We start from the raw sequence: 15844 nt of genomic DNA on the forward strand, positions 1-15844 counted from the left end.
AAAGCGGAGGCGAAGATGAAAAACGTCGACAAGGCGTCCAACCTTCCCATGGAGACGGAGAGCACCCTCCGCTTTCCGACATATCAGCTTGCCGGCGTGGCCGGTACCAGCTTCAAGCCGGAACATCTTGCGGCGATCTCGGCCATATCCGGCCCGCAGGGCTTCTTCGAGATCCATGCCGAGAATTACATGGGCGCCGGCGGCCCACCGCATCGCGCACTCGAAAGAGTGCGCCGCGACCACCCGATTTCATTGCACGGCGTCTGCATGTCGCTCGGCGGCCCGCAGCCGCTCGACAAGTTACACCTCAGGCGCTTCAAGGACCTCGTCGACCGCTATGAGCCGGCGCTGATTTCAGAGCATCTCGCCTGGTCGACGCATGTCGATACCTATCTGAACGACCTGCTGCCGCTGCCCTATACCGGTGCGACGCTCGCCCATGTCTGCGATCACGTCGATGAGATGCAGAACGCGATCGGCCGGCAGATCCTGCTGGAAAACCCATCTACCTACGTGCTCTTTGCGGAATCCTCGATGAGCGAGACGGATTTCATTCGCGAGATCGCGCGGCGCACCGGCTGCGGCCTGCTGCTCGACATCAACAATGTCTTCGTGTCCGCCACCAATCACGGCTTTTCGGCGCTGGAATATCTGCGTGACTTCCCGCTGTCTCAGGTCGGCGAGATCCACCTCGCCGGCCACGCCGAACAGGAGGATGACGAGGGCGAGCTGCTCTTGATCGACAGCCATGACGGCCCTGTCGCCGATGCCGTCTGGCAGCTTTACGAGATCGTCATTGCCAGATGCGGGCCGATCTCGACCCTGATCGAATGGGACAGCAAGATCCCCGACTGGCCGGTGCTGCGCGCCGAGGCACTGGCTGCGCAGGCAATTCTGGATCGCCATGCCAATAACAGGGGAACTGCCCATGCGCTCGGCTGAAATCGTGCCGATCCGGCCAATGCTGCCAGATTTCGCCGGGCAGTTCTCCGCCACGCTGCTCAATCCGGATGCCCCGGCGCCCGCTCTGGTCACCGGCCCGCGCGGCAAACGGGCGGAGAAGCGATACAATGTCTATCGCAACAATGTCACTGTCAGCCTGATTGCCGCATTGTCGTCGATCTTCCCGGCGGTCGAGCGTATCACCGGGCCGGATTTCTTCCGCGCCATGGCCCGCTTTCATGTGCGCGAGACGCCGCCCTCCTCGCGGTTGCTGTTCGAATACGGACGTGACTTTCCCGACTTCATCGACCGCTACGAATATGCGCAGGAAATGCCCTGGCTCTCGGACGTGGCGCGCATCGAACGCGCCTGGCTGGATGCCTATCACGCCGCCGATGCGGCTGCATTGACGGCCGAAACACTCGCCGCCGTGCCGCAGGAAGAGCTGGGCGGCGTAACGTTTCGTCCGCATCCGGCAACGCGGCTGGTTTCATCCGCCTATCCGGCCGTCACCATCTTTGCCATGAATCGCGGCACGGATCCCGTTACCCGCGTCGAAAATCGCCCCGAGGACGGGTTGATTACGCGTATCGACGACGACGTCACAGTACGCCTCCTGCCGCCGGGCGGAGCCGCCTTCTTCAATGCGCTGCTCTCGCGCGAATGCCTTGCCGCAGCCGTCGCCGCCGGCCTCGACGCCTGGCCTGCCTTCGATCTGTCCGCCGCCATCGGCGAGACGATCGCAGCCGGCGCATTTTCCGCGATCGAACTGGAGAATTCCAATGTCTGATATGCTTGGCTCCAATGCCCACAACAAGCCTCGCAACGGCGCTCTCTCCCCGCTGACGAGGTTGGTGGCGACGGCCGACGGACTTGTCCGGGCCGTCGCCCAGCCCGATATCGTCCAGGCCGTCATCCGCGTGGCGCTTGCCGTTCCCTTCTGGCGCTCCGGCATCCTGAAATGGGATGGCTTCCTGCAGCTGAACGATACGGCAATCGATCTCTTCACTCAGGAATTCATGCTGCACCTGCCAGGTGGCCCCTATCCCTTCCCGATGCCCGCGGTCATGGCCTTCCTGTCCGGTTGCGGCGAGATCACCTTTCCGACGCTGCTCGTCTTCGGTCTTGCTACCCGCTTTGCCGGTCTCGGCCTGCTGTTCATGACCCTGATCGTCGAACTGACAGTGCCCGATGGCTGGCCGATCCATATCACCTGGGCGGCAATGGCCCTTGCCATCATGCGCTACGGGCCCGGCCGCCTGTCGCTCGACCATCTGATCGCGCGGATGTCAGGCACTGCCAAAAGCTAGAACATTCGACGTCAGTCATCGACATGATCAACCGCCCGGCTCCTCATCGCGCCGGGCGGCTTTTGCGCTTTGTTGCCGCACCACTCTTGCCGTTTGCCCGCCGATGCGCTCAATAGGCGCCGACGCCGGCTCTGCCTCACGCGCCGCGTCATCAAATTTTTCAGGATGACGGTAACAAACACGTGGCTACGTGCGTAGAGGTGAGTAGCGGATGAAATATTCGGCCCGCGAAGAGGAATGGGCGGCCTGGATGCGCGCGGCGATCGCCGGCGACGCAACGGCCTATGACCGTTTCCTGAAGGCCGTGACACCTTATCTGCGTTCGATCGCGCGCAGGCGCTGCGACCAGTTCGGTGCCCCGCCGAGCGAGGTGGAAGACGTGGTGCAGGAAGTTCTGCTGGCAGTGCACCTGAAGCGCGGGACCTGGGATATATCCCGCCCCATCGGTCCCTGGCTCTCGACGATCGTGCGCAACAAGCTGATCGACAGCCTGCGCCGGCGCGGCCGCCATGTCTCGGTCCCGATCGAGGATGTGATGGAGACGCTCGAAGCCGACCACCAGGAGGATGGCGCCGACCGCATCGATGTCGACCGCATGCTGGAAGGCCTGCGCGACCCGCAGCGCGAGATCGTGCGATCCATTTCGCTCGGCGGCGCCGGCATCCGCGAAACGGCCGAGCGGCTACAGATGACGGAGGGCGCCGTGCGAGTGGCGCTGCACAGGGCGCTCAAGGGATTGGCGGCCCTCTATCGGAGCAATACGCGTGAAAACGGATGACCTGATCAACATGCTGGCAAAGGATGCGCGCGTTCGCATCCGCTTCGGTCGCGTCTTCATGATCGCGCTTGCCATCGGCGTGGTGATTTCAGCCGCACTTCTCATCTCCACCATCGGCATCCGCAGAAATATGGCCGAGATGATCGAGACGCCGCGCGTCCTCTTCAAGCTCGGTACCACCCTGCTGATCGCCGTGACGGCCACCCGCCTCGCCTTCCGGATCGGCAAACCCGGCCTGTCCTTGCGCTCCGCGGCCCTGACCCTCATCCTGCCGCTGGTGGTATTGATCGCCGGTATTGCGACCGAGCTCTTCGTCGTGCCGCAGGCGGACTGGGCGGCGAGCATGGAGGGGCATTTTTCCGCCTTCTGCCTGTTCTTCGTGCCGACGCTTTCGATCGCGCCGCTTGCCGCCATCCTCTATTCGGTCCGTCAGGGGGCGCCGGAAAATCCGGGCACGGCGGGCGCGGTGGCGGGTCTTGCCGCAGGCGGCATTGCGGCCGCCATCTATGCCTGGCATTGCCCCGATGACAGCCCTCTGTTTCTGGCGACATGGTACTCGATCGGCATCCTGGTCGCGACGGCAGCCGGGTTCTTGCTTGGCCGGAAAATTCTTCGCTGGTGAGGCGCGCGAGGTCTGCATCGATCGATGCCGCGCGGACTTGGCAAAATATCGCCAACCACCGGGAACTTTTGGCGCCGCTCCCAGTCTGATACCCGGACCGTACGGCGTCCTTTTCTTTGATAAAAGCATGCACCACACGGGCGTCGTGCGATCCAGCCTGTTGTTTCCCAATTGTTGGCCCGCTTCGGCGGGCCTTTTTATGCCAGGCGGCTACAACGCTCTAGCGTATGCGCTTGCCTGTCAGCGCCTGCCAGGCAAGCCGCAGCGTATCGAGGCGGGAGCGTATGCGCTCCTGTTGCGGGATGGCCAGCCGGTTGCGAAAATCGGCGAGCGCCTGGGCCTCAAGCCTGCTTCCGAGTTTTTCCGGCAGATGCGGCACGGGTGCGCCCGTCAGCCGGTCGATCACAGTCCAGTCGTCGTCATTCCGGCGCTCGATGTCGTAACGGTTCATTGCGGTCGTGAGGTCTCTGAAAGAGGGATGAGGATGACAAGAAAGCGGCTTTCCCGCAGACATGCAATCGGCGAAATGTGAGTGAACGTCAGAAAATACGTTCATGGTCAAAATTGCGTTGCCAAGGCCTGATGTCATAGGTCCAGCTTTGCCATTTTCCTCTTGCCGATGCGCTTGCGCACCTTTGCGGGCCGGGCCTTCAATACGGCCGGCGCATATATCAAGTCCATGAGAGGCAGGGGTTTGCCGTTGGTCGTGCTGCTGTCAGTCTCTCGCGGGGCCATCCGCATGATGATCTCGTCGAACATTCTTGCTCCCCCATGCCTGCCTTCCATATGACCGTCCTCCCCTACGGTTTCTTCTGGGGCGCTACGGTAGCATCCGATAAAATGGCAGACCAATCGCACATTGGAGCTAGCCCGAATGAACCTCAAATGCCGTCTTTTCGCCATCGCTGCGACATGCATTGATAGCAATACGGATCTAGAATGCCGCAAGCGTCGGAAACCAGTCACTGGAGATAACCATGCACGAGATGACACCATCGGAAATGCTGAGAGATCCACTGATCCGCCAGATGCTTCGCGCTGACAAGATCAGTCTGGCAACCTTTGCAGCCCTGCTCGACGCTGCAGCCCGTCAGCACGCCCGTCCCGCAGGCGATGGCAGCTTCCCGACATCGAAGATGTCGGAAACCTGGAGCGTCGATGCTGCGGCCTATATCTGACCGACCGTTTTTCCGCGATGCCCGTCCGACTCCGGGCACCCCTGAGGCCCGCTCCCTGGTGAGCGGGTCCTTTTTATTTGCGAAGACGCAAACCTCGAAAATTCCATTGAAATCCGCGGATCCGGCCGAAATGGCAGATGATGAAGGCGGCAGGCCCTCATGTATGCCTGCCGCCTCCCGCCTCCGAGCGTCCGCCGCCCAGCGCTCAAGGAGGGAGGGACACCATAGCCCGGCATTGTGGCCTTTAGGGCAGTTTGCCCGGAAGATATTCCCGGTGTCGTCCGAGAGTCACATCACCCATCTGGAGCACGCTGGTCGTGATCTGGCATATGTTGTTGAAAGCGTTGGCCGAGATCGGGCCGTGCCTGTGGATAACCTGTGGAAATCTTGTGGACTGCAGACCGCTTGCAGGCGTCGCCGGGCGCCGAGCGTTGCCATTTCGTTCCAAATGCGGTCTTCTGATCTCGCCTGCCATCGGCCTCCGCCGCAACTGACGCCGATGCAGCCACAGGGCGCTCCGACATCAGGTCGTGGAGCGCCCTTTCTTTTGGCCGCGGCAAATAAGTCACGCACTCAACATTCACGCATTCCGCAATTCCGAATTTCATAATTCACGCGTATAGTGTGTTTGAGGGTCTCAATCTCCGTGCCTTGAGGGGTCGAGGACAATGAGTTGGAATACGTCATCGGTATTCGCGCCGGTCGGGCTGGTTTTGCGCGGTCGGGAGACGCACACTGTCGTGCGTACCCTCGGCGATGCCGCATATCTGCTGATCCGGGATTGGCCTTTCGATGATGGCGAGGAATACATGATCGCCGTCAAAGCCTGCATCGACGCCATCTGTGGAGAAGTCGCTCCGGAACAGTTCCGCGAAGCATTTCTGCGCGCCGCCGACGAGGCGGGTATCGCGGCGTTGACGATTGTCCATTGAAGGACGCCTTTTGGGCAAAAGACATAGACTGCATTGATTTTCTCGGTAGAACCGTCATCTGCTTCGGCGGCGCCATGACGCGCGCAGGTTCGAAGACCCGAGAGGCAATGAAGACAGCAGCAATAACAGGGGCAATCGTCTGCATGGCCTTTACGCAGGCCGCGGTTGCACAATCGACGCTCGATGCCTCCCCGCTCCAGCCGGACTACGTCGCCGTGATGCAGGCGCTCGACAAGGATGGCAGGCCGGTCGACCCGACTGTCACCATCATCCATCACGACGGCATGTTTCTGAGCGAGACGCTGCGCGGCGGCCGGACCAGCATCGGCTTCGGACCGGATGAGGCCAGGCCCGTTCTGCGCTGGAGCAGGCAGGCGGATGGTGAAATTACATATCTCGAGCTTCTTCTTCGCGCCCGCAAACCTGACATCGCGAAAGCGGACGCGCCGCAGCCGCTCGCGGAGGTCTCGTCCATCGCCGGCGAAGGCTGCACATGGAGCGAAACGGTAAGCAGGCCGCCCTCACCAGGGACGTTCATTTCGCGCGAGCAGAATTGCGCCACCAAGGACGGCATCGTCATTGAGACAAGGCTGCTGACCCCGAACGACGTGCCGATCTACCACACCCGCCTCGTCAGCCTCCAGCGCCGTGATGTCGCCCCCGCCGAGGTCCTTCCGCCACTGGAAATCCTCACCCCGGAATATTGGCTCAGACCGACCCGCAGCAGCAATGCCGATCCCTCCCAGCCCGATTTCGACATCACGCTGGAGAGCCCCGGCGGCGCGACGATCCGCTTGTTGCGGCATTATCCCTGGCACTACCGGGAACAGCGGCACGGCGATGGCTCCGTCAGCATCAAGATCTGGAACAAGCGCGAAGATCGGGGCGTCTCCTATCAGCAGGCAGACGGCTATCGCCGGCTCACCGCCGCACGTCCGGCAGACGACGGCTCATCGTCGTTGAAAGTCGATGAGGCAACCGGAAGGACTTCGCTCGACAAAAGCGAAACAATCCTCGGCGAGACCTGCGAATGGTTCGATCTGATGCCGGGAGTTCAGGACGCGGGAAACAGGCAGTGCCTCACACCTGACGGCCTGCCGCTCAAGCTTGATGCCAGCGGCATGAATTTGGCCTTCCCCTACACCGCCACATCATTCCGCCGCCGCCCGGTCGATCTCTCCGAAATGCGCTTGCCGGCCGCAGCCTTTTCGCTGGACGAATGGGGCCTGCCGGCACTGCGGTGATGCAGATTGCATGAGCTTGAACTGTGCCGTGGACACTGTTGGCAGTCATGCCGGACGCCCCTATGGCATGCCTATCGAAAAGAGACTTGATCAGATTCCGCTAAAAAACGCCTTGCATCCCAGCGACAGCATAAAGACATAGGAAATACGCTTACCCCGTGTCGCAATCAGCCCGGCACTTTCGTCTTAAGGCAGAACTCCTTCTTTCAGATATGGATATAGGAACGCCATGACCAGTGAACCTTTGCTTTCAGAGATCGAAGAACAGGCCGAATTGCCGGTCGAAGACCATAGTGCCCGCAACAGGCTGGTGATTGGCCTGCTGCTTGTCTCCGCCTTCGTGGTCATCCTCAATGAGACCATCATGGGTGTGGCAATCCCGCACCTGATGGCCGATCTCAAGATCCCCGCGAGCTCCGCCCAATGGCTGACCTCGGCCTTCATGCTGACCATGGCCACCGTCATCCCCGTGACAGGCTATCTCCTGCAGCGGCTGAACACGCGGCCGGTCTTTATCCTCGCCATGGCGCTCTTTTCCGCCGGCACGCTGGTCTCCGCGCTTGCCCCCGGCTTCCCCATGCTGGTCGTCGGCCGCATCGTCCAGGCCTCGGGCACGGCGATCATGATGCCGCTCCTGATGACCACGATCATGAACCTCGTGCCGCCGCATTCGCGCGGCAAGACGATGGGCAATATCTCGATCGTCATATCCGTCGCGCCGGCCATCGGCCCCACGATTTCGGGCCTCATCCTCTCCTCGCTCGACTGGCGCTGGCTCTTCCTGCTGGTGCTGCCGATCGCGCTTGCGGCTCTTGCGCTGGGTGCTGCGAAAATCGAGAACGTCACCGTGCCGTCGAAGGCACCGCTCGATATACTCTCGGTCATACTTTCGGCTATCGGCTTCGGCAGTTTCGTCTTCGGCATCAGCGAGCTCGGTGCGCCCGAGGGCGGTGCGACGCCGCTCGATCCCCGCGTCATGCTTATTGCCGGTGCTGCCGTGATCGCCATCTTCATCTGGCGGCAGCTTTATCTCCAGAAACACGAAAGGGCGCTTCTCGACCTGCGCACTCTTCAGACGAAGACCTTCACGATCGCCGCTGGCATGATGGCGATCCTGATGATGTCGATGTTCGGTGTCTTCATCCTGCTGCCGATCTATCTTCTGTCGGTTCTCGGCCAGACAACGCTGACGACAGGCCTCCTGCTTCTGCCGGGCGGCCTGATCATGGGCCTTTGCGCCCCCTTCGTCGGCAGGCTTTTCGACCGCTACGGCCCTGCCCGCCTCGTCATCCCCGGCGCCATCCTCTTCAGCGGCGTGATGTGGAGCCTGACCTTCATCTCCACGACGACCCCGGTCTGGGTCGTGCTCGCCATCCATATCGTGCTCAGCATCGGCCTTGCCCTGATGTTCACGCCGCTCTTCACCGTCAGCCTCGGCTCGCTGCCGCCGAACCTCTATTCTCACGGCAGCGCCATCATCGGCACCACCCAGCAGGTCGCCGGTGCCGCCGGCACCACGCTCTATGTCGCCATCATGACCTGGCGCGCCGGCGTGTTGACTCAAGGTGAGGCAGATGCCGCAACGGCAACCGTCGGCGGCATGCAGTCCGCCTTCTTCGTCGGCGCGCTGATTTCGCTGGCAGCGGTCGTGGCATCTCTTTACGTGAGACGCCCGCCCAACCAGCCTGACGGCCAGCCGATGGGCGGGCATTGAAGGCTTCCGGCGAGCCTAGAGCAATTCCAACAAAAGTGCGCAGCGGTTTTGTGTCCGGAATTGCGTGAAAACAAAGAGTTAGAACATTTCCGTGTTTCGAAGAAAAACGGAAATGTTCTAACGCGCGTAATAGCCGGGCTGGTCGAGATCGTCGATGAGGCCCCGGCAGGTCGGCTGCCAGCCGAGCAGCCAGCGCGTATGGGCGCTGGAGGCTGCCATGTTCGTTGCTGCCATGGTGGCGAACCAGCCGAAATGTTCGCGGGGGCGAGACTCCACCGGCAGGCCGAGCTGGCGTCCGATCACCTCTGCTATCTGCCGGAACGGCACCGCCTCGTCAGCGACAGCATGATAGGCCGCTTCGGTCACGCCGCTTTCGAGCGCCAGGCGATAGAGGCGGGCCGCGTCCAGCCGATGCACGCCCGACCAGCAATTCGTCCCATCGTCAGGATAGGCGGATACGCCGGTCTCGCGGGCAATGCGCACGAGGATCGGGATGAAGCCGTAATCGCCGATGCCATGCACGCTCGGGGCAAGCCGCATCGTCGCCGCACGGATCCCCTGCCCGGCAAGCGCACGGGCGGCGGCTTCCGATTTGCGCGGTGACGCCGGGTTCGGCAGGTCCGCTTCCGTGGCGCCCCGCGGAAAGCCCAGCAGCCCCGATGTGACGATGAGCGGGCGATCCGACCCGGCAAGCCCATTCCCGAGCGCATGGATCGCGCGCTCGTCCTGCGCCGCATTGTCGAGAAATTTCGAGAAGTCATGGTTGAAGGCGGTGTGGATCACCGCATCGGCCTTGGACGCGGTCTCGGCGAGAAGGTCGAGGTCATCGAGCGATCCTGGAACGAGCTTTGCGCCGATGACCGCAATCGCCTTTGCTTTTGCGATCGAGCGAACAAGCCCGCTGACCTTGTGTCCGGCGCGGACCAGTTCCTCGACGATGGCGGTGCCGACCCAGCCGGTCGCACCCGTTACGAATATGTGCATTGCTGAGATCTCCATTGCCGGACTGCCGTCAGGCAGCCGGTGTTGAGGTTATTGCGTTGTGCGAAGACTAGTCGAAGTCACGCCACGCGCATCGACAGCTCGATGTCGTCGGCAAAGGGCGTGGACATGTATCCGCTCGTGGGCGAACGCACGTGGTCGAGATATTGCGGGCAATAATCGGCATCGTCGGCAATGACGAGCGCCCCAGGCCGAAGCCGGCTTTCGACCAGCGCCAGCACCTCGGGATAGAGCGACTTCGCCCCGTCAAGCAGAAGCAGGTCGATACAATCGGGAAGATCGGCGCTCAATGTCTCGAGCGCATCGCCTGGTCGGATTTCGACGAGATCGGCAAGGCCGCCTTCGGCAATGTTCTGGCGAGCCCGCGCAACCTTCGAGACCTCGAATTCGCTGCTGATCAGCCGCCCGCCGCCATTGTCGCGGAGGGCCGCGGCAAGATAGAGCGTCGAGATGCCGAAGGACGTACCGAACTCGACGACGGTCTTCGCGTTGGTGCTGCGCGCCAGCATGTAGAGCAGCTCTCCGGTCTGGCGCGAGACGGGCAGCCACAGATCCTTCAGGCGACCGTAGAAATCGAGATATTCGGTCTTGCTGTGTATCAGCCGCTCCCGCTCGTCGTGCGAGAGCCCGGCCATGGCCGGGCTGGTGGCTCTGTCGGCCTCGGCAAACAGCTGATCGAGAAGCGGCGCGAGCGGTGCGCTTGTCATGGTGTTCATCAGGAAAATCCCTCATTTCGGATGGCTTGCTTTCGAAATGAAAATACGAATAATCCGTCGCATTCGCTAATCGCATTTGCGGAACGTCAATATGGCAGAACGTCCAAGCCACGGAATTTCCTCAAGAAAATCACCGAGACAAGCGCGCTCGAACGAGCTCGTAAACGCCATTCTGCAAGCTGCTGTTCAGGTTTTGGAGCAGGAAGGTGCGCAGCGTTTTACGACCGCTCGCGTAGCCGAAAGAGCCGGCGTCAGCGTTGGCTCGCTCTATCAATATTTCCCCAACAAGGCGGCCATCCTCTTCCGGCTGCAGAGTGACGAATGGCGGCAGACCTCGAATCTGCTGGGCGACGTCCTTGGTGACGAGGCCCGTCCGCCGCTCGACCGGCTGCGCTCCCTGGTCCACGCCTTCATCCGCTCCGAATGCGAGGAAGCCGCCGTCCGCGTCGCGCTGAACGATGCCGCACCCCTCTATCGCGACGCTCCCGAAGCGCAGGAGGCACGGGGTGCCGCCGATGACATTATCGAGCAGTTCATGCGGGAAGCACTGCCCGATGCCTCGGACGCAATCCGGACCATGGCCGGAGACCTGATCATGACGACGATGAGCACGGTCGGAAAGGATTTTTCCGAGGCAGCGCATGCCGAGAACGAGATCTCAGCCTTCGCGGACGCGATGTCGGACATGTTCTGCGCCTACCTCCGCAGCCTCAACTGACCAGCGCGGCTGGCTGCCGGCTCAATGATAGGTCACGACGGGATTGAACATCCTTTGCAGGAAGGAGCGCTGCGCGGCCTGCGCATATTCCCGGGGAATGTCGTGCCCGCACTCGAAGACATGGAGCGTCACCGGCACCCCGGCGTCGGTCAGCGCATCCGAGAACTGTTCGGCCTGGGCAACGGGAGCCCGCTCATCAAGCCTCCCGTGCAGCAGAAGGGTTTCCGCCCGGATTTTTGATACGTGATGCAGGGCGGAGCGGGCCAGGAAGGCTTCGCTCGACAGGCCGGCCTCCTGCTCGATCGTCCACCGCAAACCTTTCGAACTCACCTCATAGGCAGCCTTGAGATCGTAGACCCCGCTGCGCAAAATGACGGCCCTGAGATCGGGAACCTGGGCCGCGACCATGGCCGAGGCAACCGCTCCCCGGCTGTTGCCGTAAAGAACGATCCGACCGGCATCGACTGATGGCTGCTCCCGCAGGAAAGAGAGTGCGGCCATGATTGCTCGCTGGGTGTTTGGACCGCAAAAATCCGCAGGTCCGTCAGAAGCTCCGAAGCCCGGCTGCGAGACCGCCGCCGCGGTGATATTCAAACCGGAGCAGAACCGAAGGAGCGTGCCGCTATCGACCGCCTCCTGCGCGCCGATCAGACGGCCACCCTGGTTGCCGTGGACAAACAGGATTGCGCCGGCAGGCGTAGTGCTTTCAGGCTGCGCCTGAAAAAGCTCCACATTCGCCCCGTCGCCCCTGTCGATCAGATGTCGCGTCACATCCAGCATCGCCACCCCGCCCTTCGATCCGCCGAAACTGCCATGCGCAGACGGCGCGGTCTCCATAAATTTTCGCAGTATTTGTCGGCTAGCCCTCGCCCAATTCGTCCTGTGGCCGAGATCATCTGAAAGACCATCACCACGAGGAGACCATAATGAGAAAGATCATAGCCTCTACCTTCGTCAGCCTGGACGGCGTCATGCAGGCTCCGGGCGGCCCGCAGGAAGATCCCGTCAACGGCTTCAATTTCGGCGGCTGGGTATTCCACTACTGGGACGAGGAATCCGGCAAGGTGATCGACGAGCTCTTCGCAAAGCCCTTCGCCCTGCTGCTCGGCCGCAAGACCTACGATATCTTCGCGGCCCATTGGCCCTATCAGGATGACTCGATCTCCGCGGTCTTCAACCCCGCAACCAAATACGTGGCGACGCACCGGCCTGATACGCTCACATGGGAAAACAGCAAGGCTCTCGGCTCCGATATCGTCGCCAGCCTGAAGAAGATCAAACAGGAGGATGGACCCGACCTGCTCATCCAGGGCTCCGGCAATCTCATCCAGACCCTGCTTGCCAACGACCTGATCGACGAAATGACGGTGATGACCTTCCCGCTCCTCCTCGGCAAGGGCAAGCGCCTGTTCGAGGGCGGCGCCACGCCTGGTGCTCTCAAGCTTAACCGCTCGTCGATCTCAGGCAAGGGCGTCATCATCGCCACCTATGAGCGGAGCGGCGAAGTCCCGACCGGCTCGTTTGCCGACGACAATCCGTCCGAGGCCGAGCTGGAACGCCGGCGGAACTGGAAGTAGTCGCACTCGTTTCGCGGTATCCTGCCTGCCCTGAAAGAGAGGCCTTCGTGCCGTGCCGAAGCGCGGCTTCTCACAAGCGCCGTGAAAAGCCACCTTCGCCTCAGGCTGCGTTGCGCCCCTGCTCCTGCCCGCCGCGATTGCCGGTCCAGTTCGACTTGACGGACGATCCGTCCTCGCGCTGGACGGCGCGGCGGTTGAGCTTGAAGAGGCTGACGAGTTGGGCGAGCGCATCGGCTCCGACGGCAAGCGTGGCGCTGATGACGGTCGTGCGCGCGCTCATGGCGGCGTTGTCCTGCGTCAGGCGGTCGAGCCGCAAAACGGCCTTGCTGATCTCGCCGAGACCTGTCGTCTGCTCGTCTGCAGCCTTGGCGATCCTGTCCACATTGCCGTCGATCTGGCGCACGAGCACATCGATCTGCTTCAGCGCCTCGCCGGTCTCGCCGACAAGGCGCACGCCTTCGAGAACTTCCGCACCGGAATTGTTGATGAGCGCCTTGATCTCCTTGGCGGCGTTGGCCGAGCGCTGCGCGAGTTCGCGCACTTCCTGCGCGACGACGGCAAAACCCTTGCCGGCCTCGCCCGCACGCGCAGCTTCCACGCCGGCATTCAACGCCAGAAGATTGGTCTGGAAGGCGATCTCGTCGATCACGCCGATGATCTTGCTGATTTCGCCCGACGCCGTCTCAATGCGCTGCATGGCATTGACGGTCTGGCGCACCACCTCGGTCGAGGATGCCGTCGAGGCGCGGGCGCTCTGCACGAGTTGGCGCGTCTCCTTCGTGTTCTCGCTCGACGAGCGCACGGTGGCGGTGATCTCGTCCAGCGCCGCCGTCGTCTCTTCCAGCGCCGTGGCCTGCTCGCGGGAGCGTTCGGCGAGATGTTCGGAAGCTTCACGCACTTCCTGGCTGCTTTTCGAAAGGTCGCCGGTCTGGCCGAGCACATTGACCAGCGTCTTCTGGAATTCGCCGATCGACTTGTTGAAATCGCGCCGCAGCCGCTCGAACTCGCCGACGAAGGGTTTGTCCAGCGTGATGCGGATATTGCACTCGGAAAGCCGCTCGAGTGCCGCTCCCAGTTCCTCGACCGCATCCATCCGGTCGGTCACGTCGATCGCGAATTTGACGACCTTGAAGACCTGACCTCGGTGATCGATGATCGGATTGTAGGATGCCTGGATGAAGACGCGCTTGCCATCCTTGCCGAGCCGCATGAACTGGCCGGTCGCAAATTTGCCGGCGCGCAGCTCATCCCAGAAGCTGCGATACTCGGCGGAGCGGGCATAGTCAGGCTCGCAGAACATCGAGTGGTGCTTGCCGATGATCTCTTCCGCGCTGTAGCCGAGTGCGGCGAGGAAATTCTCGTTGGCACCGAGGATCTTGCCGTCGGGCGTGAATTCGATAACGGCCTGCGCCCGAGACAACGCCGCAAGCTTGCCTTCGTCTTCGGCACTCTTGCGCTTGATTGCCGTAATGTCGGTAGCGATCTTCACCACCTTGTATGGCTTGCCGAAGCGGAAGACCGGATTGTAGGAGGCCTCGATCCAGATTTCCTGGCCATTCTTGGCCCGACGGCGATACTGGCACTGGTCATACTCGCCGCGCGCCAGCTTCGCCCAGAAGGCCTTGTACTCCCTGGAGGCCGCCTCCTCCGGCAGGACGAACAGGCTGTGATGGCGTCCGACGATTTCCTCGCGCCGATAACCGACCGCTCTGCAGAAATTCTCGTTCGCCGTCAGGATAGTGCCGGTAAGATCGAACTCGATGATGGCCTGCGACCGGCTCAGGGCATCAAGCACGGCCGATGCGTCGAGGCCGGGTATGGGAAAGCGAGACATGCCTTTGGACCCTCAGAGGTGGGAAGAACCGGACCACTTCGGGTAGCCGCAGCACTTTCTCAAGACATTAGTCGGACACCCTTAATTAGCCATTAAGCATATCTGAAATTGCCGTCTGGTCGCGCATCGAAAGCCGTCCTGCCGCGTCGAATTCGCCTGGAGCGCGCGCTAGGCTTACCTTGCCGCTGACATCCCGCCCTCGCGAAAAACGAGTTCCAGCAGGATGCCGCCCGGCGTGCGCACGAAGAGGCGCCGTTCGCCAAGCTCGACAAGATCCATGGTCGAATAGACAATCCCGTCATCGTCGAGCCGAGCCCGGAAGGCATCATAACCTTCCAGCCGGAAGCCGATATGGTCGATCGCCTCAACATCCCGGCCGATGGCCCTGCCGCCGCCCGGAATGAGATGCACGACGGGTTCCCCGTCATTGTAGAGCCAATAGCCGGCAAAGCCGAAATCCGGACGGTAGCCAACCGTCAGGCCCAGCAGGTTCTGGAGGAACTGTCGCGTCCCTTCCAGATCCGCCGTGCGCAAAGTCACATGATCGAGCTGCATGGCATCACCCGATCACTCCGCCGCCATCGACGCGCACCGTGGAGCCGGTGGCAAAGGGCGTCATCATGAGGAAGAGCACGGCATTGGCTATATCGGAGGCCTGCCCGACCGTCTTTGCCGGCAGCGAGCCTGCGACACGTTCGAACATTGCGTTACGGTTGCCTTCCTCCATTTTCGACCAGAGCGGCGTGTCGATCAGACCGGGCGAAACCGCGTTGACCCTGACCGGTGACAATTCCAGTGCCAGGCCACGAGCCAGGGATTCCAGTGCGGCATTGATGGCGCCCTGCAAGACGGAAGACGCTGACGGACGTTCGCTGAGGAAGCCGGAAATAAAGGTCAGCGTGCCGCGCTCGGCAAACCGTGCCGCCCGCGCAACCCGGTAAGCGCCCCAGAACTTGCTGTCCATGGCCCGCGCAGCATCATCGAGTGAAAGCTTGCGCACCGGCCCGCTCGGCGTCTGGGCGGCGGAGATGACGACATGATCCCATGCCTCGTGCGAAGCGAAGAAAGCTTCGACACTGCTGTTATCGCCGGTATCGAGCACTGCCGTCTCGACCTTGCCTTCGATCGACTTTGCAGCCTCGGCAAGCTTGTCTGCCGAGCGCGAAGCGATCGTCACCTCAGCACCGGCAGCTGCCGCCTGCTGCGCGACCGCAAGGCCGATGCCGGAGCTCCCGCCGACGACGAGAACGCGTTGTTTGGCCAAGGATTTCATGGTC

The 15844-nt window shown here is 62.0% G+C and carries 19 protein-coding genes; 11 read left to right on the top strand and 8 right to left on the bottom strand.

Going from position 1 to position 15844, the window contains the following annotated elements; genetic code table 11:
- Window positions 1–15: 15 nt before the first annotated feature.
- From FHX06_RS01585 to FHX06_RS01605, 5 genes are all read left to right on the top strand, one after another.
- Complete coding sequence (locus FHX06_RS01585; RefSeq protein ID WP_183877839.1) at window positions 16–942, top strand: DUF692 domain-containing protein; 927 nt, start codon at window positions 16–18, stop codon at window positions 940–942.
- Window positions 929–1732, top strand: coding sequence for a DNA-binding domain-containing protein (locus FHX06_RS01590; protein WP_018115179.1), 804 nt, complete (start codon window positions 929–931; stop codon window positions 1730–1732). Before FHX06_RS01585 ends, FHX06_RS01590 begins: the two co-directional genes overlap by 14 nt.
- Window position 1733: 1 nt before the next feature.
- The gene (locus FHX06_RS01595) at window positions 1734–2252 is read left to right on the top strand and encodes a DoxX family protein (RefSeq protein ID WP_409564330.1); all 519 of its coding nucleotides are present in this window, start codon (window positions 1734–1736) and stop codon (window positions 2250–2252) included.
- A gap of 211 nt (window positions 2253–2463) precedes the next feature.
- A complete protein-coding gene (locus tag FHX06_RS01600) occupies window positions 2464–3030 on the top strand; it encodes a sigma-70 family RNA polymerase sigma factor (protein ID WP_018115177.1) in 567 nt (188 codons plus the stop codon).
- The gene (locus FHX06_RS01605) at window positions 3017–3652 is read left to right on the top strand and encodes an NrsF family protein (RefSeq protein WP_018115176.1); all 636 of its coding nucleotides are present in this window, start codon (window positions 3017–3019) and stop codon (window positions 3650–3652) included. Before FHX06_RS01600 ends, FHX06_RS01605 begins: the two co-directional genes overlap by 14 nt.
- A 220-nt stretch (window positions 3653–3872) precedes the next feature.
- On the opposite strand, the gene FHX06_RS01610 is transcribed toward FHX06_RS01605, so the two are convergent.
- Both FHX06_RS01610 and FHX06_RS01615 read right to left on the bottom strand, forming a co-directional pair.
- Window positions 3873–4103, bottom strand: a complete 231-nt coding sequence (locus FHX06_RS01610) for a hypothetical protein (protein ID WP_029616469.1) — start codon at window positions 4101–4103, stop codon at window positions 3873–3875.
- Window positions 4104–4237: 134 nt separating this feature from the next.
- Window positions 4238–4411: a hypothetical protein gene (locus FHX06_RS01615; RefSeq protein WP_246715463.1), complete on the bottom strand. Its 174-nt coding sequence runs from the start codon at window positions 4409–4411 to the stop codon at window positions 4238–4240.
- 218 nt (window positions 4412–4629) lie between these two features.
- Between FHX06_RS01615 and FHX06_RS01620 the strand changes: the two genes are divergently transcribed.
- The 4 genes from FHX06_RS01620 to FHX06_RS01635 all read left to right on the top strand — a co-directional run bounded on the left by FHX06_RS01620 (window position 4630) and on the right by FHX06_RS01635 (window position 8720).
- Complete coding sequence (locus FHX06_RS01620) at window positions 4630–4830, top strand: hypothetical protein (protein ID WP_018115173.1); 201 nt, start codon at window positions 4630–4632, stop codon at window positions 4828–4830.
- A 668-nt stretch (window positions 4831–5498) separates the two neighbouring features.
- The gene (locus tag FHX06_RS01625) at window positions 5499–5762 is read left to right on the top strand and encodes a DUF982 domain-containing protein (RefSeq protein WP_018115171.1); all 264 of its coding nucleotides are present in this window, start codon (window positions 5499–5501) and stop codon (window positions 5760–5762) included.
- Between the two features lie 107 nt (window positions 5763–5869).
- Window positions 5870–7006, top strand: coding sequence for a hypothetical protein (locus FHX06_RS01630; RefSeq protein ID WP_246715464.1), 1137 nt, complete (start codon window positions 5870–5872; stop codon window positions 7004–7006).
- 229 nt (window positions 7007–7235) lie between these two features.
- Window positions 7236–8720 carry a DHA2 family efflux MFS transporter permease subunit gene (locus tag FHX06_RS01635; RefSeq protein WP_183877845.1) on the top strand — a complete coding sequence of 495 codons (1485 nt, stop codon included), beginning with the start codon at window positions 7236–7238 and terminating at the stop codon, window positions 8718–8720.
- Window positions 8721–8837: 117 nt separating this feature from the next.
- Here FHX06_RS01635 and FHX06_RS01640 read toward each other — a convergent pair whose 3' ends face one another.
- Window positions 8838–9704, bottom strand: a complete 867-nt coding sequence (locus FHX06_RS01640) for an SDR family oxidoreductase (RefSeq protein ID WP_183877847.1) — start codon at window positions 9702–9704, stop codon at window positions 8838–8840.
- Between the two features lie 77 nt (window positions 9705–9781).
- A complete protein-coding gene (locus FHX06_RS01645) occupies window positions 9782–10438 on the bottom strand; it encodes an O-methyltransferase (RefSeq protein WP_183877849.1) in 657 nt (218 codons plus the stop codon).
- A 91-nt stretch (window positions 10439–10529) separates the two neighbouring features.
- Here FHX06_RS01645 and FHX06_RS01650 point away from each other — a divergent pair, with 91 nt between their 5' ends.
- Window positions 10530–11156, top strand: a complete 627-nt coding sequence (locus tag FHX06_RS01650) for a TetR family transcriptional regulator (RefSeq protein ID WP_018114416.1) — start codon at window positions 10530–10532, stop codon at window positions 11154–11156.
- 21 nt (window positions 11157–11177) lie between these two features.
- Here FHX06_RS01650 and FHX06_RS01655 read toward each other — a convergent pair whose 3' ends face one another.
- On the bottom strand, window positions 11178–11936 hold the full coding sequence (locus FHX06_RS01655) for an alpha/beta hydrolase family protein (RefSeq protein ID WP_183878387.1): 759 nt from the start codon (window positions 11934–11936) through the stop codon (window positions 11178–11180).
- Between the two features lie 146 nt (window positions 11937–12082).
- Between FHX06_RS01655 and FHX06_RS01660 the strand changes: the two genes are divergently transcribed.
- A complete protein-coding gene (locus FHX06_RS01660) occupies window positions 12083–12733 on the top strand; it encodes a dihydrofolate reductase family protein (protein WP_113016710.1) in 651 nt (216 codons plus the stop codon).
- 100 nt (window positions 12734–12833) lie between these two features.
- Here the strand turns inward: FHX06_RS01660 and FHX06_RS01665 are convergent, their stop codons facing one another.
- The 3 genes from FHX06_RS01665 to FHX06_RS01675 all read right to left on the bottom strand — a co-directional run bounded on the left by FHX06_RS01665 (window position 12834) and on the right by FHX06_RS01675 (window position 15840).
- Window positions 12834–14567 (bottom strand): methyl-accepting chemotaxis protein, encoded by a 1734-nt coding sequence (locus FHX06_RS01665; protein ID WP_112969385.1) that lies wholly within the window; start codon window positions 14565–14567, stop codon window positions 12834–12836.
- Between the two features lie 174 nt (window positions 14568–14741).
- On the bottom strand, window positions 14742–15122 hold the full coding sequence (locus tag FHX06_RS01670; RefSeq protein WP_183877851.1) for a VOC family protein: 381 nt from the start codon (window positions 15120–15122) through the stop codon (window positions 14742–14744).
- 4 nt (window positions 15123–15126) lie between these two features.
- Complete coding sequence (locus tag FHX06_RS01675) at window positions 15127–15840, bottom strand: SDR family oxidoreductase (protein WP_183878389.1); 714 nt, start codon at window positions 15838–15840, stop codon at window positions 15127–15129.
- Window positions 15841–15844 lie beyond the last annotated feature (4 nt).

The organism is Rhizobium sp. BK512 (assembly GCF_014194915.1).
GTDB lineage: Bacteria > Pseudomonadota > Alphaproteobacteria > Rhizobiales > Rhizobiaceae > Rhizobium.